General features: G+C 66.4%; 17 protein-coding genes and 3 pseudogenes. 7 read left to right on the forward strand and 13 right to left on the reverse strand.

The genetic code is table 11. The annotated features are described in order from the left end of the window. Nucleotides 1-6: 6 nt before the first annotated feature. The 3 genes and pseudogenes from QP164_RS08165 to QP164_RS08175 form a co-directional block, all read right to left on the reverse strand. Nucleotides 7-312 (reverse strand): 2Fe-2S iron-sulfur cluster-binding protein, encoded by a 306-nt coding sequence (locus QP164_RS08165; RefSeq protein WP_132740791.1) that lies wholly within the window; start codon nucleotides 310-312, stop codon nucleotides 7-9. Further along, nucleotides 309-1,393 (reverse strand): annotated as a pseudogene (locus QP164_RS08170) (cysteine desulfurase family protein). Before QP164_RS08170 ends, QP164_RS08165 begins: the two are co-directional and overlap by 4 nt. Further along, nucleotides 1,390-2,403 carry a cysteine desulfurase family protein gene (locus QP164_RS08175; RefSeq protein ID WP_333924211.1) on the reverse strand — a complete coding sequence of 338 codons (1,014 nt, stop codon included), beginning with the start codon at nucleotides 2,401-2,403 and terminating at the stop codon, nucleotides 1,390-1,392. Before QP164_RS08175 ends, QP164_RS08170 begins: the two are co-directional and overlap by 4 nt. 87 nt (nucleotides 2,404-2,490) lie before the next feature. Between QP164_RS08175 and QP164_RS08180 the strand changes: the two genes are divergently transcribed. Beyond that, the gene (locus QP164_RS08180; protein ID WP_056048342.1) at nucleotides 2,491-3,147 is read left to right on the forward strand and encodes an alpha/beta hydrolase; all 657 of its coding nucleotides are present in this window, start codon (nucleotides 2,491-2,493) and stop codon (nucleotides 3,145-3,147) included. A gap of 146 nt (nucleotides 3,148-3,293) precedes the next feature. Here the strand turns inward: QP164_RS08180 and QP164_RS08185 are convergent, their stop codons facing one another. Beyond that, nucleotides 3,294-3,473: a hypothetical protein gene (locus QP164_RS08185; protein ID WP_333922821.1), complete on the reverse strand. Its 180-nt coding sequence runs from the start codon at nucleotides 3,471-3,473 to the stop codon at nucleotides 3,294-3,296. A 99-nt stretch (nucleotides 3,474-3,572) separates the two neighbouring features. On the opposite strand from QP164_RS08185, the gene QP164_RS08190 reads away from it, so the two are divergent. Then, a complete protein-coding gene (locus QP164_RS08190; RefSeq protein WP_333922822.1) occupies nucleotides 3,573-4,178 on the forward strand; it encodes a hypothetical protein in 606 nt (201 codons plus the stop codon). On the opposite strand, the gene QP164_RS08195 is transcribed toward QP164_RS08190, so the two are convergent. Further along, a complete protein-coding gene (locus QP164_RS08195; protein ID WP_333922823.1) occupies nucleotides 4,154-4,762 on the reverse strand; it encodes a threonine ammonia-lyase in 609 nt (202 codons plus the stop codon). The genes QP164_RS08190 and QP164_RS08195 overlap by 25 nt on opposite strands. Nucleotides 4,763-4,850: 88 nt before the next feature. Next, a pseudogene (locus QP164_RS08200) lies at nucleotides 4,851-5,117 on the reverse strand (pyridoxal-phosphate dependent enzyme); the annotation flags it as partial. A gap of 137 nt (nucleotides 5,118-5,254) precedes the next feature. Between QP164_RS08200 and QP164_RS08205 the strand changes: the two are divergent. From QP164_RS08205 to QP164_RS08225, 5 genes are all read left to right on the forward strand, one after another. After that, entirely contained in the window at nucleotides 5,255-6,490 is a 1,236-nt protein-coding gene (locus tag QP164_RS08205; protein ID WP_333922824.1) for a type III PLP-dependent enzyme, read from the forward strand. Nucleotides 6,491-6,636: 146 nt separating this feature from the next. Continuing rightward, entirely contained in the window at nucleotides 6,637-7,698 is a 1,062-nt protein-coding gene (locus tag QP164_RS08210) for a 1,9-bis(guanidino)-5-aza-nonane synthase (RefSeq protein WP_056048328.1), read from the forward strand. 195 nt (nucleotides 7,699-7,893) lie between these two features. Next, on the forward strand, nucleotides 7,894-8,319 hold the full coding sequence (locus QP164_RS08215) for an MAPEG family protein (RefSeq protein WP_333922825.1): 426 nt from the start codon (nucleotides 7,894-7,896) through the stop codon (nucleotides 8,317-8,319). Nucleotides 8,320-8,600: 281 nt separating this feature from the next. Further along, complete coding sequence (locus tag QP164_RS08220; RefSeq protein ID WP_333922826.1) at nucleotides 8,601-9,401, forward strand: alpha/beta hydrolase; 801 nt, start codon at nucleotides 8,601-8,603, stop codon at nucleotides 9,399-9,401. 68 nt (nucleotides 9,402-9,469) lie between these two features. Further along, nucleotides 9,470-9,619 carry a hypothetical protein gene (locus QP164_RS08225; RefSeq protein WP_333922827.1) on the forward strand — a complete coding sequence of 50 codons (150 nt, stop codon included), beginning with the start codon at nucleotides 9,470-9,472 and terminating at the stop codon, nucleotides 9,617-9,619. 45 nt (nucleotides 9,620-9,664) lie between these two features. On the opposite strand, the gene QP164_RS08230 is transcribed toward QP164_RS08225, so the two are convergent. From QP164_RS08230 to QP164_RS08265, 7 genes and pseudogenes are all read right to left on the reverse strand, one after another. Further along, nucleotides 9,665-11,551: an XrtA/PEP-CTERM system amidotransferase gene (locus QP164_RS08230; protein ID WP_333922828.1), complete on the reverse strand. Its 1,887-nt coding sequence runs from the start codon at nucleotides 11,549-11,551 to the stop codon at nucleotides 9,665-9,667. Next, on the reverse strand, nucleotides 11,552-12,004 hold the full coding sequence (locus QP164_RS08235) for an exosortase C-terminal domain/associated protein EpsI (protein WP_333922829.1): 453 nt from the start codon (nucleotides 12,002-12,004) through the stop codon (nucleotides 11,552-11,554). Beyond that, the gene (gene xrtA, locus QP164_RS08240; protein ID WP_333922830.1) at nucleotides 11,926-13,026 is read right to left on the reverse strand and encodes an exosortase A; all 1,101 of its coding nucleotides are present in this window, start codon (nucleotides 13,024-13,026) and stop codon (nucleotides 11,926-11,928) included. The genes QP164_RS08235 and xrtA overlap by 79 nt, the downstream gene beginning before the upstream one ends. After that, nucleotides 13,023-14,317 (reverse strand): annotated as a pseudogene (locus tag QP164_RS19835) (glycosyltransferase). Before QP164_RS19835 ends, xrtA begins: the two are co-directional and overlap by 4 nt. After that, on the reverse strand, nucleotides 14,314-15,354 hold the full coding sequence (locus QP164_RS08255) for a FemAB family XrtA/PEP-CTERM system-associated protein (RefSeq protein WP_333922832.1): 1,041 nt from the start codon (nucleotides 15,352-15,354) through the stop codon (nucleotides 14,314-14,316). Before QP164_RS08255 ends, QP164_RS19835 begins: the two are co-directional and overlap by 4 nt. After that, nucleotides 15,351-16,196 carry an XrtA system polysaccharide deacetylase gene (locus QP164_RS08260; protein ID WP_333922833.1) on the reverse strand — a complete coding sequence of 282 codons (846 nt, stop codon included), beginning with the start codon at nucleotides 16,194-16,196 and terminating at the stop codon, nucleotides 15,351-15,353. The genes QP164_RS08255 and QP164_RS08260 overlap by 4 nt, the downstream gene beginning before the upstream one ends. 1 nt (nucleotide 16,197) lies before the next feature. Then, nucleotides 16,198-17,277 carry an ExeA family protein gene (locus tag QP164_RS08265; protein WP_333922834.1) on the reverse strand — a complete coding sequence of 360 codons (1,080 nt, stop codon included), beginning with the start codon at nucleotides 17,275-17,277 and terminating at the stop codon, nucleotides 16,198-16,200. Between the last annotated feature and the right edge of the window lie 12 nt (nucleotides 17,278-17,289).

Raw genomic sequence — 17,289 nt, forward strand, 5'->3', positions numbered from 1 at the left:
GCTGACCTAACCGGGTATGCGCACGGTCAAGCCATCGAGCGCGTCCGTCAGCCGAATCTGGCAGGCGAGACGGCTGGTGCGCGTCGCGTTGTGCGCGAGATCGAGCATGTCCTCCTCGTCCTCGCTTGCCGGTGGCAGGCGGGCAAAATCGGCGGGATCGACGATGACGTGGCAGGTCGCGCAGGATAGCTGGCCTTCGCAGGTGCCTTCGAGCGGCTGGTCATGCGCCTGCGCTGCGTCGAGCAGGCGGTCGCCGGGGCTTGCCGCGGCCAGCGTAACGGTGCCGTCGCGGGCGATGAAGCGGACGATCATGGCCATTGCGCCTCGGCTGCGGCGACGATCGCATCGATCGCGTCGCGGAGTTCGGTTTCGGTGGTGTAGCGGCCGAAGCCGAGCCGGATGCTGGCGCGTGCCTGGGCTTCGGTGAGGCCGATCGCGCGAAGGACGTGGCTGGAGCGGCCCGAACCGCTGGCGCAGGCGGAGCCGGCGGAGAAGGCGATGTCGCGTAGATCGGACATCAGGCGGTTTACGTCCAGGCCCTCACGGCGAATGTTGAAGTTGCCGTGGTAGCGGTGGTCGGTCGAGCCGTTGATCGTCCAGCCGGGGCCGAGGCGGTCGAGCGCGAGCGACCAGAGGCGGTCGATGTGCGCGGCGTCCTGGTCCTTGCGATCGGCCATGAGGTGCGCGGCGACGCCGAAGCCTGCGCAGAGCGCGGGCGACAGCGTGCCGGAGCGGCCGGGCGCTTCCTGTCCGCCGCCGTGCATCAGCGGGGCGAGGTCGATGCCGTCGCGGATCCAGAGCGCGCCGATGCCCTTGGGGCCGTGGATCTTGTGTGCGGAGATCGCGAGGAGATCGACGGTGTCGGGGATTGGCACCCGGCCATAGCCTTGCACCGCGTCGCAGAGCATCAGCGCGCCGGCTGCGTGGGCGATCTCTGCAAGCGCGGCGACCGGCTGGATAACGCCGATCTCGTTGTTGACGAGCATCGCGGCGACGAGACCGGTGCCGGGTTGGACTACGGCGCGGGCTTGGTCGAGGTCGACCACGCCGTCTGGGTTGACCGGGAGGATCGTGATCTGGCGCCCCTCGCCGCTTCCGCTGCGACCGTATCGAGGACGGCGGCGTGTTCGGTGGCGAGCGTGAGGATCGGGCCGATCGTGCCCTTGATCGCCCAGTTGAGCGCCTCGGTCGCGCCGCTGGTGAAGGCAACGCGGCCACCGGCGGGGAGCAGCGCGGCGACCTGATCGCGGGCGACTTCGACGGCGGCTTTGGCGCGGCGACCTTCGCGGTGGGGGGAATGCGGGTTGGCGTGCTGCGATTCGAGCCAGGGGAGCATCGCGGCGAGCGCCTCGGGCGCGAGCGGGGTGGTCGCTTGGTAGTCGAGGTAGGTCATGCGGCCCGCCTTATATCGGTGGCGATGCGCGTCCAGGCTTCGGCGAACTTCGCGACATCTTCGGCCGTCGTGGTCCAGCCGAAGCTGACGCGGACGACTTCGGCGGCGGCTTCGGGAGAATAGCCCATTGCCGCGAGGGCGTGGCTCGGGCGCATGCTGCCGGACGAACAGGCGCTGCCGGCCGAGACGGCGAACCCGGCCATGTCGAGGCGGATTAACTGGGCCGCCGAACTTGCGCCGGGCATGCGGTAGGAGGCTATCGTCGGAATGCGGGGGGATTTGTGCGCGAGGGTCTCACCGCCCCCAGAGAGGATCGCTTCGTCGAGCGTGGTGCGGAGGGCCGGCATGTCGGCGAACCAGTCGCGGGGGGCTTCGAGCGCGGCGGCGAAACCGAGCGCGCCGGGGAGGTTCTCGGTGCCTCCGCGATAGCCTCGCTCCTGCCCGCCAGTCGGGTCGAGCATGCCGAGATCGCGAACCAGCAGCGCACCGATGCCTGGGGGGCCGCCGAGCTTGTGAGCCGAGACGATGATGAGTTCGGCTTCGGGGAGTGGGAGCTTGCCGGCGGTCTGCGAGCAATCAGCGATCCAGAAGCCGGTAGGTCGCTCCTGCAGCACGCCGGTTTCACTGTTCGCGGACTGCAGCGCGATCGTCTCGGCGCCCTCTCCGTTCAGGACGATACCGCCGGCATCGACTTCCAGCATCACCGGCTGTTCCGCCGCTCGGAGAACCGCATCGTGTTCGACCGCTGCCACGCCGATACCCGGTCGACCCCGCATCGCGAGCGCCGCGGACTCGCTCGCGCCGCTCGTCAGGATTACGTGATACGGCCAGTCCAGCGCCTTGGCGATCCGCTTCCGCGCGTCCTCCAGCGCCGCCCGCGCCGCGCGTCCCTCGGCATGCGGCGAGGACGGGTTCGCCCAACGCGCCATGCCTTCCGTCACCGCTACCACTGCCTCTGGGCGCATCGGCGTGGTGGCGGCGTGATCGAGGTAGATGCGGGACAGGACCAGTTCCAATTGCGAAAAGGGGCTCGTTCCCTATATAGCGTCGATAATCCGGCACTCCACCCGAGTGCGTATCCCAGCTCGCGAGTGCCTATGCCAGAAGTCATTTTCCCCGGTCCCGAAGGCCGTCTCGAAGGTCGTTTTGCGCCGGGGCCGCGTCCGCGCGCACCTGTCGCGATGATCCTGCATCCGCATCCGTCGGCCGGTGGCACGATGAACAACGCGATCGTGCAGCAGCTCTACAAGACCTTCCAGCGGCGTGGCTTCGCGACGTTGCGGTTCAACTTCCGCGGCGTCGGGAAGAGCCAGGGCGTGTTCGACAACGGCGTCGGCGAGCTTTCCGATGCGGCGAGCGCGCTCGACTGGGTGCAGAGCTTCCACCCCGAAGCGCAGACGACGTGGATCGCGGGTGTCAGCTTCGGCGCGTGGATCGGCATGCAGCTGCTGATGCGCCGGCCGGAGATCCGCGGGTTCATCTCGGTGGCACCGCCGGCGAATTTGTACGACTTCACGTTCCTGGCGCCGTGTCCGTCGAGCGGGATCATCATCCAGGGCGAGGCCGACGAGGTGGCGACGCCGGGGGCTACTCAGAAGCTGGTCGACAAGCTGCGGACGCAGAAGCACATCACGATCCACCATGATACCATCCCGAAAGCGAACCACTTCTTCGAGCATGAGATGCCGGAGTTGATGGGCAGCGTGGACAAGTATCTGGATATGCGGTTGGACCCGAACTCGCCGATCCGGTGATTCTGTCCTTCTCCCCGCGGGGAGAAGGTGGCGCGGCAGCGTCGGATGAAGGGGAGTTGGGGATCGATACGCTCTCCCCAACTCCCCTCTCCCTTCCCACCGCAAGCGCGGCGGGCCCCTTCCCTCTCCCCGGAGGGGCGAGGGAGTCAGAGTGTCCAGATCGCCACGTTGGCTAGCAAAACCGCGGCCATTACCAGCATCAACACGCCCTTGTTCGTATCGCGCTTCTTCACGATCAGCGCGATCCCGCCGATCAGGCAGGCGAACATGCCCAGCATGGCGATGGCGGGTGCGGCGGCGGCGATGCTGGTAAGGGCGGCGTTCATGCCGCTCGTTACGCCACCCCGCTGCCGGATTGAAGCGCGTTGACTTCACGTCACCCGCAGCAATAGCCTTACGACTTCGATCGGATAGTCGGAGGTTTCATGCTCGTCTTTTTCGCGATGATCGCCGCGCAGACACCGACCCCAGCCGATTGCCGGTACGACAAGCCATCGATGATGGCGCTCGACGAACGCGCGTTCGATCAGACGATGACGGGCGGCTGGCGCACGCTCGCCAATGCCGGTTGCGACGCGCAGGCTGCCGATCTGATCGCCGAGTGGCGCGCGGCTCATCCCGCCAACCTACGCACCGCCGGGCTGCTGCAATGGCATGAAGGTCAGTTGCGCGCGAACGCGGGGCAGACGACGCGGGCGATCGCCTTGTTCGAGGCGGCACGCAAACCGGCTGAAGAGGATGCGGGGTTCGGTTGGAACCTGTATGTCGACGGCAGCATCGCGTTTCTCCGCCGCGACCTCCCCGCATTGGACACCGCGCGCGCCAAGCTCGCCGCACTTCCCCGCCCCGCCGGCTATGCTCCGGTCGGTCCCGACGGCAAGCCACGCGCCTATGCCTGGCCGATGAACCTCAACATCCTCGACGGCTTCGTCGCGTGCTGGAACCGGAGTTACAAGCAGGCCTATGGCTGCGCGAAACCGGCGGTGAAGACTTTGCCCCCGCTTAATCAGCCGGCAATCGCCTTCGCATAAGCGGCCAGGTCGACATTGCCGCCGGACAGGATGACGAGAAGTCCGGATTCGAGCTTTACCTTGCCGGCCAGCACCGCCGCCAACCCGACCGCACCGCCCGGCTCGATCACCAGTCGCAATTTCTCCGCAGCCCAGCGCTGCGCCGTAGCGATCTCGGATTCGTTGACTGCAACGCCAGTCGCGTCCCGGCGCGACAACACGTCGAACGTCAGCGGCGACACGCGCAACGTCTGGAGCGAATCGCAGGCGGTCGGGGGCGGGTTGGGGCCGACGGGTTCGATCCATGAAGCCTCAAGGGAGCGGCGCATGTCGTCCCAGCCTTCGGGCTCGACGACGGTGATCGCGCTGTCCTTCAAGGCCAGCGCGATGCCTGCCGACAGGCCGCCACCGCCGCAGGGGATCACGACGCGGCTGGGCACGCCCAAGCCCATTGCCGCCATCTGTGCGGCCGCCTCGATGCCCGCGCTGCCCTGCCCCTCGATGATCCACGGATCGTCGAAGCTCGGCACCAGTGTCGCACCCCGTGCTTCCGCCAATCCGGCAGCGATTGCCTCGCGGCTTTCGGTGGCGCGGTCGTAGGTCACGACCTCGGCGCCCAATGCCAAAGTCGATTCTGCGCTTCAGCCGAGGCGCATCCGAGGGCATCACGATCGTCGCTGCCATGCCTAGCCGTTTCGCCGCCCAGGCCACGCCCTGCGCGTGATTGCCCGACGAGAAGGCGACGACACCTTTTTCCGTGCGGCGTCGTCCAATGCGGTGAGCCGATGCCACGCGCCGCGAGATCTTGAACGCGCCGATTGGTTGCAACGATTCAGCCTTGAACGCGACCGGTACACCCTTGATTTCACTGATAAACAACGGCGTCGGCGGGAGTATCCGCGCAATCTTTTCCGCGGCGTCCCGTACCCCCGCCCGCGTCGGCTGTCGCAAAATCGTCACACACTGGCTCCTATGCGGCCAACCCTATTTACATGGGGGGCAAGCGACCGTAGATCGCCCTTCCGCTGCCCCATGGGACTTCCAACCGCAAGGCAGTGTTTTCGTAATTTGTCTCAGGACATTGGAGGTCCCTTGAATTGGTCAAGCATCATATCGCGCTGGGGTTAGCGAAAGCCCATTCGACCGCCGACACCTCCCGCATCGGGAGCGGCATCGACATCGCTAAAGGGCGCCCGGTAAACCCGGTCACGCTCGTTCGTCCGCACGCTGCTGCGCGCGCCGCTCGGTTCTTCGTCGAGAAGTTCCCGGGTCGCTCGATGTATGCGGTGAAGGCGAACCCGTCTCCCGAACTCCTGCAGATCCTGTGGGACAATGGCATCACGCATTACGACGTGGCGTCGATTGCCGAAGTGCGCCTGGTCGCACGGACTCTTCCCGAGGCTACGCTGTGCTTCATGCACCCCGTGAAGGCCGAGGAAGCGATCGCCGAGGCGTATTTCACGCACGGCGTCCGCACCTTCAGCCTCGACAGCCTGGAAGAGCTCGACAAGGTCGTTCGCGCTACGAAAGCCGCCACCGATTTGACGCTCTGCGTTCGGTTGCGCGTGTCTTCCGAGCATTCGAAGCTGTCGCTGGCGTCGAAGTTCGGTGCAGCGCCGCACGAAGCCAAGGAGCTGCTGTTCGCGGCTCGCCAGGCAGCGGACGCACTCGGCATCTGCTTCCATGTCGGCTCGCAGGCGATGACCCCGGAGGCCTATTCGAACGCGATGGAGCGCGTCCGTGCGGCGATCGTCGAGGCGGCGGTCACGGTCGACGTCATCGACGTCGGCGGCGGCTTCCCGTCCTCGTATCCCGGCATGGAACCCCCGCCGCTCGAGCATTTCTTCGAGACAATCCACCGTGCGTTCGAATCGCTGCCGGTCAGCTATTCGTCGGAGCTGTGGTGCGAGCCGGGCCGGGCGCTGTGCGCGGAATATTCGTCGATCATCGTGCGCGTCGAAAAGCGTCGCGGGACCGAGCTGTACATCAACGACGGTGCGTATGGCGCGCTGTTCGATGCGGCGCATATCGGCTGGCGTTTCCCGACCGAGCTGCTCCGCGAGCCGGACAGTCGTGCCAAGGACATGGAGTTCAGCTTCTATGGTCCGACGTGCGACGACATGGACTATATGGTCGGCCCGTTCATGCTGCCGGCGGACACGCAGGCCGGCGATTATATCGAGATCGGCATGCTCGGCGCGTATGGCTCGGCGATGCGGACCGCGTTCAACGGGTTCGGATCGGACGAGACGGTGATCGTGACGGACGAGCCGATGGTCTCGCTGTATGACGAACGCTTCCAGGATCTCGCGTCGAACGTCGTCAAGCTGTAACCAACTTCTAGTACCGCGCCCTTCTTCCTCCCCTCCCGTTCACGGGAGGGGTCGGGGAGGGCTTGTTCGCGAGCGTGGCGTTCGCGGATATTTCAGTCCCTCCCTAACCCCTCCCGCAAGCGGAAGGGGGATTTATGGAGCATGTTATGACCGAAGACACCCGCATCGACGCGCAGCGCAAGGCGGAACTCCTTTCGACCACCGTCGAGCATATCGACATCACCAGCTTCGACGCGCGGCCGATCGTCGACGCGATGAAGAAGATGTCGTTCACCAGCCGCGATCTCGGCCGTGCGACCGACATCTACAACCAGATGCTGGCCGACAAGGACTGCACGATCTTCCTCGTGATCGCGGGCTCGACGAGCGCCGGCGGTTGCATGGACCTGTATGCCGAGCTGCTGCGCAACAACATGATCGACGGCATCGTCGCGACCGGCGCGACGATCGTCGACATGGATTTCTTCGAGGGCCTCGGCCACAAGCATTATCAGGCGCTCGAAGTACCGCACGACGACGTGCTGCGCTCGCTGATGATCGACCGGATCTACGACACCTATATCGACGAGGAAGAGCTCCAGCACGTCGACCACACGATCTTCGAGATCGCCGAGACGCTCGAGCCACGCGCCTATTCGAGCCGCGAGTTCATTCGCGAGATGGGCAAGTATCTCGTCGAGCACGGCAAGAAGGAGAACAGCCTCGTCAAGCTCGCCTATGAGCATGACGTGCCGATCTTCTGCCCGGCGTTCGTCGATTCGTCGGCCGGCTTCGGTTTGGTCAAGCACCAGGTCGACGCGGTGAAGGCCGGCAAGCCGTACATGGTCCTCGACGCGATCGCCGATTTCCGCGAGCTCACCGAGATCAAGATCAAGGCTGGCACCACCGGCCTGCTGATGATCGGCGGCGGCGTGCCGAAGAACTTTATCCAGGACACCGTCGTCTGCGCCGAGATCCTCGGTCACGACGACGTCCAGGTTCACAAGTACGCGGTGCAGATCACCGTCGCCGACGTCCGCGACGGTGCGTGCTCGTCGTCGACGCTGCAGGAAGCGGCGTCGTGGGGCAAGGTGAACACGGGGATCGAGCAGATGGTGTTCGCGGAAGCGGGTTCGGTCATGCCGCTGCTGGCGTCGGATGCGTATCATCGTGGGCTTTGGAAGGACCGTCCGGTCCGCAAGTGGGGCGCGAGCTTCGACAAGGCCTGAGTCTGCGATCCTCCCCCGCAAGGGGAGGTGGCAGGCGCTTGCCTGACGGAGGGGGAGGACACGGAACCGACGTTATCGCCGCCTCCCCCTCCGTCGCTTCGCGACACCTCCCCCTAGCGGGGGAGGATTAGAGATACCGTTGCCCCCTCCGGGCAATTGATGCAGCCTCCTCCGGATAACCGGGGAGGCTTTTTCATGCACAGCGAGATCCTGCGACCGATGGTCGTGCTCATCGCGTGGACGCTCGTGATGCTGGGCTGGACGCTTGCGACGCGGTTGCCGGCGATGAAGGCGGCTGGCGTCGACATGGGCAAGCTCGTCGGCACCAAGGGGTCCGACGCGGATCGATCGCTGCCTCCGCAGGTGCAGTGGAAGGCGCATAATCACAATCATCTGATGGAGCAGCCGACGCTGTTCTATGCGGTACGCACCGTGCTGGCGCTCAGCGGCACGGGCAACGGGATCAACAGCTGGATAGCCTGGGCCTATGTCGGCCTGCGGATCGTGCACAGCGTGGTCCAGGCGACCAGCAACCGAGTCCGCGACCGGTTCGTCTTCTTCATGCTGTCGAGCGTAATGCTCGTGGCACTCACGTTGCACGCGGCGCTCGCGGTCTTCTGATGGCTTTTCGCCCGGAATAATTACCGATCGCGTCATGCTCCCCTCCCCGAGCGTGCAGGGATCGTCTAGAATTGCCAGATGACTTTCGATCGCCGTTCGCTCCTCAGCCTTCCTATTGCCGCCGGCCTGGCGCCCGCCGCATTCGCGCGGAGCGGTGCGCAGTTCACCGCTGGCCAGCCGCGTGCGACGGACCTACCGATCTGGCCCCCGCCGAGCGGTTCGCACTGTGGCCGGGCATCCCGCCAGGCGCGCCAAACCCGTTGCCGGTCCCGCAACCGCGCATGCCGCGCTATCCCGATGGTTATCGTGATTTTCAGATGCGCGGCGTGGTGCGTCCCGAGATCGGCGTGTTCCGTCCTGTGCGTCCCGATGGCCGCGCGGTGCTGATCGTGCCCGGTGGCGGCTATTCGATCACATCGCTGCGCAACGAAGGCATCGACGTCGCGCGCGTGCTGAATGCGTTCGGGATCACCGCGTTCGTGCTCAGCTATCGGCTGCCGGGCGAAGGCTGGGCCGACCGCGCCGACGTGCCGCTCGCCGACGCGCAGCGGGCGATGCGGCTGATCCGTGCCAATGCCCGCCTCTACGGGATCAGGGCGGAGAAGCTCGGCGTGCTCGGCTTCTCGGCAGGCGGGCATCTCGCCGGCTCGCTGACGGTCCTGCACGAGTTCAAGGCCTATCGCCCGGTCGACGCCGCCGATCGTCACTCGGCGCGCCCCGCCTGGGCGGGGCTCATGTACGCGGTCTCGAACATGGATCCCGGCCGAAGCCATGGCGGGTCGCGCGCCAACCTGCTCGGGCCCGATCCATTACCAGCGGTCCAGGCGCGCTATGCAGTCGACCGGCAACTGAAGGCCGGCGACCCGCCGCTGTTCCTCGTCCATGCCGAGGACGACGCCACCGTCCCCGTCGCCAACAGCGTCGACACGCTTGCTGCAGCGCGTCGCGCCGGTATCCCGGCGGAGGCGCACTTTCTCCAGCATGGCGGCCACGGCTTCGGTGCGCGCCTGTCACCACGCTCGCCCGGATCGCTGTGGCCGCAGTTGTTCGACCGCTGGATGGGCGAACTGGTCGCGTCCTGAGCGTTGAGTCAGCAGTTCGGACCCATCCCGTTGGTGCGGCGTTGATCCCGAATAACAGGAGAAGCGCGATGACCCGTCCGCACGCCCAACCCCGTGACGTTTTCCATGAGCATGGCGAGGTTATCATCGATGGGCCGGACGGAACGGTAATCTCGATGACCCCGAAGCTGCCCTGCGCACTGCCGGTCGGCTCGACGAAGCTGCACTCGACGAACTGATCGCGCGGGCTCAAGTCGGTGACGGCGGCAAGCTCCACTGAACGCCTAGCCGAACATCCGTTTCATTGATCGCTCCAGCATCACGAACTGCCAGAGCGTTCGGCCATGCTCGGCGCGCCCCATTCTGTGTTCATCCGCGATCCGCGCGATCGTCGCCATGTCGAACCATCCCGTCTCGCCCAGCGTCCGCGACCTGGCCAGCGCCGACGCCTCGCCCGCCAGCCCTTCGCGGAACCACGCACTGATCGGCGTCACGAAGCCCATCTTTTGCCGATACAGGATCTCGCGCGGGAGATACGGCTCCATCGCCTTCTTCATCAGCCATTTGCCCTCGCCGTGCCGCAGCCGCATGTTGGCGGGCAGCGTCGCGCAGAACTCGATCAGACGGTGGTCGAGCAACGGCTCGCGCGCTTCGAGACCTACCGCCATGCTCGTGCGGTCGATTTTGGTCAGGATGTCGCCGGGCAGCCAGTGTTTGATGTCGGCATATTGCGCGCGGTCGATCGCATCGCGGCCGGGCGCGTTCGTCATCGTCGCGACGTAGCGGTCTTCGGCGCGATGACCCTGGAGGGCGGCGCGCGCGCTCGGGTTGAAGAGGTCCGCGCGCAGTTCGGGCGTGGTTACGCCGACCGACCGCGCATACGCCTCGCCGCCGCCCCTCGCGAGCGCGAGCAAGGTCGATTTCGCGCGGAGCGGTCGCGGTGCCCAATCGGCCTTCGGATACCAGCGGCCGAGCGTGCCGAACACGTCCTGCCGAAGATGCTCGGGGAGCAATCCGCGAATGCGCTCTTCCGCTGCCTGGAACTTGTAGCGACGATAGCCGGCGAGCCCTTCATCGGCGCCGTCTCCGGATAGCGCGACGGTCACGTTCTCCCGCGCCAGCGCGCAGACCCGATAGGTTGCGAGCGCAGAGGCATCGGCAAAGGGTTCGTCGAAACTCGCGACCAGCGTGTCGATCAGCCCGAAATCGCCCGACTGGACGACGCGTTCGCGGTGATCGGTGGCGAAACGACGCGCGACGGTGGTGGCGAAGCTGCGCTCGTCATGGCCCGCTTCGTCGAACCCGATCGTGCAGGTGCGGACCGCCTTGGGGCTCGCCTCGGCCATCAGCGCGACCACCGCGGAGCTGTCCACTCCGCCCGACAGAAACGCGCCGAGCGGCACGTCGGCGACCATCCGCGAGCGTACGCCCGCGCGCATCCGGTCGACCAGTTCTTCACCAAGCGCTTTGGCGGAGCCGGTCGCGCGGTTGGAGAAATCGATGTCCCACCATTTACGCGGTTGCGGCACCGCGCGACCGCGCTCGACCAGCAGGAAATGCCCCGCCGCCAGCTTCTTGACACCGGCGACGATGCAGGAATCATCGGGGACGTAGCCCAGCGCGAGGTAATCCTCGACGGCGCTCAGATCGGGGACGCGGCGGAGCTGCGGGTGGGCGAGCAGGCCCTTCAGCTCCGACGCGAAGGCGAGCGAACCGTCCGCGAGTTCGACGTAGTGGAGCGGCTTCACGCCCATCCGGTCGCGCGCGAGGAACAGCGTGTGCGCGGCCGAATCGTGGATCGCGAACGCAAACATGCCGTTCAGCCGGTCGAGCATCGACGGTCCCCACGCGCGCCAGGCGTGAAGCAGAACTTCGGTATCGCCCTCGGTCCGGAAGCGCGCGCCCTTCGCGGTCAGTTCGGTGCGGAGCTCGGCGAAATTATAAACTTCGCCATTGTAGGTGATTGTCAGCGTGCCGTCCGACATCGGCTGCGGCGAGCCTTCGAGGTCGATGATCGACAGGCGGCGATGGCCGAGACCGACGCCGGGCGCAGTCCAGATGCCGTCGCCATCGGGTCCGCGATGCGCCTGCGCCGCGATCATCGCGAGGATGCGGTTGGGCTCGACCGGCTTGGGTGTGCCCGGATGGAAGATCCCGGCGATGCCGCACATTCAGCGCATCCCTGCGGCGTGATCGGCAACCCGACCGAGCGGTCCGAGCGCGCCAAGAAACCGGACGATCGGACGCGGATCCGCACCCTCGACCGAGAGGTGGATCGCCACCGCGCGTTGCGGACCGCCGAACAGCCGCGCCTTCATCGTCTCGATCTTCACCAGCGTCTCATCGTTCGTCGTTGCGTCGCCCACCCGGTACCACGTCGCGACGATCCGCTCCACGGGGCCCGGCGCGGTGATCCGCATGACGCTGCCGCCGGCGATTGCGGGAAGGTCCGCGACGCGTACCCAGCGATCCTCCTGCCGTAGCACCCCGGTGCCGAACGCGATCAGCTCCTTGCCTTCATGCTGGCTGCCAAAGACTGCGATGCTCATGTCGACGGTCGCGCCCGAGGCATCGGCATAGCGGCCGAACAGATAGTGGTCCGCGCCGGGATAATAGGGGTCCACGGCGCGCGCGTGCTGACGCGCACGCGGTGCCAGCCGGGGATTTCGGGCAGGTCGATATGCGCGGGCAGCTGTTGCGCCCGGCTGGCGACAACCGCACTCCAGGCGGGGAACAGCGCGACCGTCGCCAGGGTCAACGCAGCGGCGATGGCGAAATCGGTGCGGTGGCGAGGCGGCGTCTGGAGGGTTGCCGGATCGAACGCGGGATCGTCGGGCGCACGATCGAACCAGCGCCAGCCAATCGCGAGCACCCCCACCATCACCAAGCCGAAAAAGACCCAGCCGTAGATGATGTGGTCCAGCCCGGTCGCCGCCTCGACCGAGGTCAGGTCTGCCGCCCAGATCGTCCCGAATGCGCGAAACCCGTTGGCTATCGTTGGCACGACTACCGAAACGCCGAGAAAGACCACGCGGCAGCGCCACGACACAAAGCACACATTGGCGACGAGCATCCCGAACGCGACCATAGCGATGACGAACTTGGCGCCCGAGCAAGCCTCGGCGACCTCGAAATAATAGCGTCCGGCGTGGATCAGCACGCCGTCGACGACCGCGGGCACGCCGACGAGATGGAGCAGCGGCATGACGATCGCGACCGTCACCGCCTGCAACGGCGGTTCCAGTCCTTCGCCGAACGGCACCAGGAAGACGGCGTAGGCGAGCGGGAACAGCAGGCCGCGCGCGACATTGGGGCCGAGGATCGTCACGACTGCGCCTTGCAGCATCATCACGAGGCCCAATTGGCGTGCGAAGCCGACCGACGCGGCATCGCCCATTAGCCAGCCAAGTCCTCCAGCCGCGACCAGGGCCAAGCCGGGCCACCACCCCGTCGGCGTGAGCTCGCCGAGTTCGATGCGGCGTTGCCAGACTAGCCAGGCGATCACCGGGCCGATGAAGAGGCAGTGCCCGAAGGTGGTGCTCGTCCACCAGATATGCGCGAGATCGACGACATCGCTGCGGAACGTCAGCAGGATCAGCGCCGCCACCAGCGCGAGCGCGAGGCCGTGGCGGCGCCGTGCGGTCAAGGGGCGAGGCCCAGTAGCGCGTCGAGCGGAGCAAGCCGCGCGTCCCAGCCGTACCGACGGATGACCTGTGCGCGGGCGGCTTGGCCTAGCGCGGCGGCGGTCCCAGGCGTTTCGATCAGCGCGGCTATGCGGTCGGCGAAGTCCTGCGCGGTGTCCGCGACGCGGATCGTGTCGGCGTGGTCGATACCTTCCGCCGCTGCCGTGGATGCGACCACAGGGCGCGCCATCGCCATCGCTTCGAGCACCTTGTTCTGGATGCCGCGCGCGAGTTTCAACGGCGCGACGCAGACGGCGGCGGCCGCGAGCCAGCCGCGGACGTCGTCGACCGCACCGGTGACGGTGACGTGCTCGCTCGCCAATGCTTGCACCGCAGCGGTTGGCGCCCGACCGACGATCGCGAAATGCGCGGGGTGGCGTTTGCGGATCAGCGGGAGGATGTCGTGGGCGAACCACGTCACCGCGTCGATGTTGGGGCGGTAGTCCATCTGTCCGGTGAAGACGATGAGGGGGGAACCATTCGAATCACCCGCACCATCCACCCCGGCGAAGGCCGGGGTCCAATTGGGGGATATCGATGGCAAAGGACCATCCCCCGTTACTGCAACCTCTCCAATTGGGCCCCGGCCTTCGCCGGGGGGTACTTACTCTCGACGTTTGCAAAGTCCGCAGCCGGATCGAACTTCACCGAATCGATGCCGTTCTCGACAGCCAATATCCGCCCCGCCGCACCGCCTGCGCGGAACAGCGCAGCCTCGGCCTCGCTGACGAACAGGCTGGCGGAAGCGCGGGCCGCAACATCGTGCTCGAATGCACCGAGTAGACGGGCTTCGCGGCGCATCATCCAGCGCATCGGGCCGCGCGTGTCTTCGGCAAATCCGGCGAACTTCGCGGAATCGACGTCGACGAAATCCATGACGACCGGCGGCCCGCCGACCGGCAAATACTGCGCCATCTGGCCCGAGAAGCAGTAGGTGCTCGTGACTTCAGGCAGGACGCGATCGACGGCAGCTTGCATCGCCGCGCTCGCGAAGGCGGTCAGCGATACCGGCTTGCCCATGGCCAGCGCTTCGATCGCGGCGCGCTTCTGCGACTTCGTCCGCAGCACGATCGTGCAACTCGCGAGCAGGTCGGTGAACGCAGCCGGCGGATCGAAGTCGGCTTCATCGTCGGCGAACGCAACCAGATGCACGGGCGTCCGCTGCGTCAGATACTGGAGAATGTGGAAGCTGCGGATCTTGTCGCCGCGATCGGGCGGGAACGGCACGCGGTGCGCGAGGAAGAGCAGGCTCACCCCAGGCCTCGGGAAATCCACGGTCCTGCGGCGGTCGCGGCCCATAGCGGGAGGCGCTTCCACGTCTTTACCATCAGCGCATATTTGGGGTTGAGCGGGTTCACCTCGCGCGCCGGGCCGCTGCTGCGCTTGGCATAAAGCCGTGGCTCGGGCGTGAAGCCCCAGTTCTTCTTGAACGCCGCCGCGCCGGTGCCGGCCTTGGAACGCCCGAAGTCGAACCGCGTGCACCCCCTCGCGCGGGCGTGCGCCATCAGCGCGAAATACATCCGGTCGTTGGCACGAAGCCCGCGCGCGGCGTCGGTCCCGCCACCCCAATACGGATAGACGGTGCCGTTGAAATACAGGCTGAGAACGCTGGCGACCGCCCTGCCCTCATGTCGTATGGTCAGAACATCCGCATCCATCATACTGGCAACGCTGCGAAAAAGCCTGGCGGGAAACACCGGTGTGCCAAGGTTTCGAACCGACTCGGCATAAACCCGGTAGTGCTCGGCGAGCAGTTTCCGGTCGGTGCCGGTAACGATCTCAAGGTCGAACCCAAGCGAACGACGCACTTCTGCACGCTGCTTCCGCGGGATCGCCAGCAGTTCGGCGTCGTCGTCCGCCGCCAGATCCCGCGCGAAACCGAGATAGCTGGTGTCGTCGCTCGTCCAACCCTCCGGTGCGGGACCGCCGCGCAGTTCGACCGAGGGGCAGCCAGTCCTCAGCGCAAGGTTCCAAGCCCCCGCTGCGAGTGGTTCGATCGACGTCCCCAAAATGCCGCCATCGACGCCGAACCCGGTCGACACCAGTGCGCGGCCGAACAGCGGTGAGCGCATTTCGGACAGCGGGAGGACGCCGGCGATCGCCCCGCTGGGATGCTCGGCGAGCAGGTAGCGCGCGCGTTGCCCACATCCGTCCTGGACCGCTTGGCTCCACGCGGGCAGGTGAAATGGCGTGGCGCCCTTAGTCATCGCTACGAAAGCGGCGATCCTGGCACACTCGACCGGATCGCGAAGGTCCGCCTCGCGCACGCCCACGGGCATCGGCGCGGTCACGCCAGTCGGGCCGCTTCGCGCGCGACGACCGCGTCGACGCGGCCCCAGTCGTGACGGCCGAGCAACCCGCGCAATTTCCCAGCCATCGCGCCCAGCCGCGAATAATGACGGATCTTCGAGCGCATCGGTGCCGCATCGACTCGCGGTTGCGCCGGATCGATCTCCCAGGGGTGGAAATAGAACATCGCCGGGCGATCTTCGCGGTTGACCTGACGCACTGCGAAGTCGGTGATCGCTGCGGGGAGCAGGCGGAAGAACCCGCCGCCGGTGGCGAGCTTGCGCTCTCCGAACCTGGCGACCGTCACCGGCACCTCGATCAGCGCATTGTCCGCGAGCGGCTTGAACCCATAGCGCGGGGCGTCGAGCCAGCCATAATGATCGTGCTTCACCGGCGCGACGCTAGAAGAATAGGTGTAGCCCGCCTCCGCCAGTTCGACGTGCGCCCACGGCGTGCGCTGGTCGATCGAGAAGCTCGGCGCGCGGTAACCGGTAACCTTCGTCCCCGCCGCGTCCTCGATCGCGGTTCGGGCACGAACCAGGTCGGCGCGGAACACGTCGGGCGTCATCGTAAAAACACGCTGGTGATCCCAGCCATGGCTTGCGATCTCGTGCCCCGCATCGACGATCCGGCGGATCAGCGCGGGGTAGCGATGCGCGACCCAGCCGAGCGTGAAGAACGTCGCCTTCGTGTCGCGCTCGGCGAACAGCGCAAGGACGGCGTCGGTGTTCGCCTCGACACGCGGCTGGAGCGAGTCCCAGTCGGCCTTGTCGATCACCTTCTCGAAGGCGCCGACCTGGAACCAGTCCTCAACATCGACCGACATGCCATTGAGAACTGACATATTATGCCGCGTCGTGCCAGGCGGCGACACCACGGATCGGCGCGTACTCCGGCTTATCCGTATCGCTCTCGACCCAATCGACCAGCAAGGTAAGGACGCGTCGCAACGCCTTGTCCTGCAGCTCCACCCGTGCCTCCAGCGCAGCGATGCGGTCTTCGGTTGCCGGATCGGTACGCGGTGCTTCGACGGTCGGCGCAGGCTGTGCGGTCGACTCGGCGGGGGCGACCGCGGCAACAGCGCCCTTCCCCGTATCGGTGGCCAGTGTCGGGAGATCGCCCTCGAGATCGCGTTGCACCGACCGCACCACCGCGGCATCGATGACCGTAAGATTCTCTAGTGCGGCATACAGCATCACGCGGCCCGCCAGCAGGTTGAGGCGACGGGGCACACCCGCCGACCCTGCGTAAAACGCCGCGAACGCATCGTCGGTAAAGTCCGGATTGCCGGTCCAGCCAACGACGGACAGACGATGCGCGAGATAGTCCGAGACTTCGCTCTCCTCCATCGGATCGAGATGATGGATCGCGATCACGCGCTGGCGGAGCTGTTCGAGCCGCTCCGACCCGTGCAGCCGATCGCGGAACTCGGGCTGGCCGAGCAGGACGATCTGCAACAGCGCATGCCCGCCTGCCTGGAAGTTCGACAGCATCCGCAGCTCTTCGAGCGCTGACACGGGCAACGCCTGCGCCTCGTCGACGATCAGCAGCGTACGCTTGCCGGTGCGTGCGACCGCATGGAGCCCACGCTCGATCGCGGTCAGCAGTTCGGCCTTGGTCAGCCCCGCCGGATCGACGTGCAATTCGGTCGCGACGATCCGCAGCAAGTCGTCCGCCTCAATCGCGGTCGATACCAGCTTGATCGCGTTCAGCCGCTGGTGGTCGATCGTGTCCATCAGGTGACCGACCAGCGTCGTCTTGCCCGCGCCGATATCGCCGGTGATGACGATGAAGCCCTCGCCCTGCGCCAGACCATAGCCGAGATACGCCATCGCTTTCCGGTGCGTGGCGGTCTCGAACCAGAATTTGGGATCAGGGGTAAGCTGGAAGGGCCGACCGGTCAGTCCGTAATGTTCGTCGTACATCTGCTCTCGCCT

The organism is Sphingomonas sp. LR59, assembly GCF_036855945.1.
GTDB lineage: Bacteria > Pseudomonadota > Alphaproteobacteria > Sphingomonadales > Sphingomonadaceae > Sphingomonas.

Coding starts and splice junctions, on each gene's coding strand:
- QP164_RS08180 (WP_056048342.1), top strand. CDS start 2,491: ATGCCAGAAGTCATTTTCCCCGGTCCCGAAGGCCGTCTCGAAGGTCGT.
- QP164_RS08165 (WP_132740791.1), bottom strand. CDS start 312: ATGATCGTCCGCTTCATCGCCCGCGACGGCACCGTTACGCTGGCCGCG.
- QP164_RS08220 (WP_333922826.1), top strand. CDS start 8,601: ATGCCGCGCTATCCCGATGGTTATCGTGATTTTCAGATGCGCGGCGTG.
- QP164_RS08260 (WP_333922833.1), bottom strand. CDS start 16,196: ATGTCAGTTCTCAATGGCATGTCGGTCGATGTTGAGGACTGGTTCCAG.
- QP164_RS08265 (WP_333922834.1), bottom strand. CDS start 17,277: ATGTACGACGAACATTACGGACTGACCGGTCGGCCCTTCCAGCTTACC.
- QP164_RS08215 (WP_333922825.1), top strand. CDS start 7,894: ATGCACAGCGAGATCCTGCGACCGATGGTCGTGCTCATCGCGTGGACG.
- QP164_RS08190 (WP_333922822.1), top strand. CDS start 3,573: ATGCTCGTCTTTTTCGCGATGATCGCCGCGCAGACACCGACCCCAGCC.
- QP164_RS08210 (WP_056048328.1), top strand. CDS start 6,637: ATGACCGAAGACACCCGCATCGACGCGCAGCGCAAGGCGGAACTCCTT.
- QP164_RS08225 (WP_333922827.1), top strand. CDS start 9,470: ATGACCCGTCCGCACGCCCAACCCCGTGACGTTTTCCATGAGCATGGC.
- QP164_RS08230 (WP_333922828.1), bottom strand. CDS start 11,551: ATGTGCGGCATCGCCGGGATCTTCCATCCGGGCACACCCAAGCCGGTC.
- QP164_RS08185 (WP_333922821.1), bottom strand. CDS start 3,473: ATGAACGCCGCCCTTACCAGCATCGCCGCCGCCGCACCCGCCATCGCC.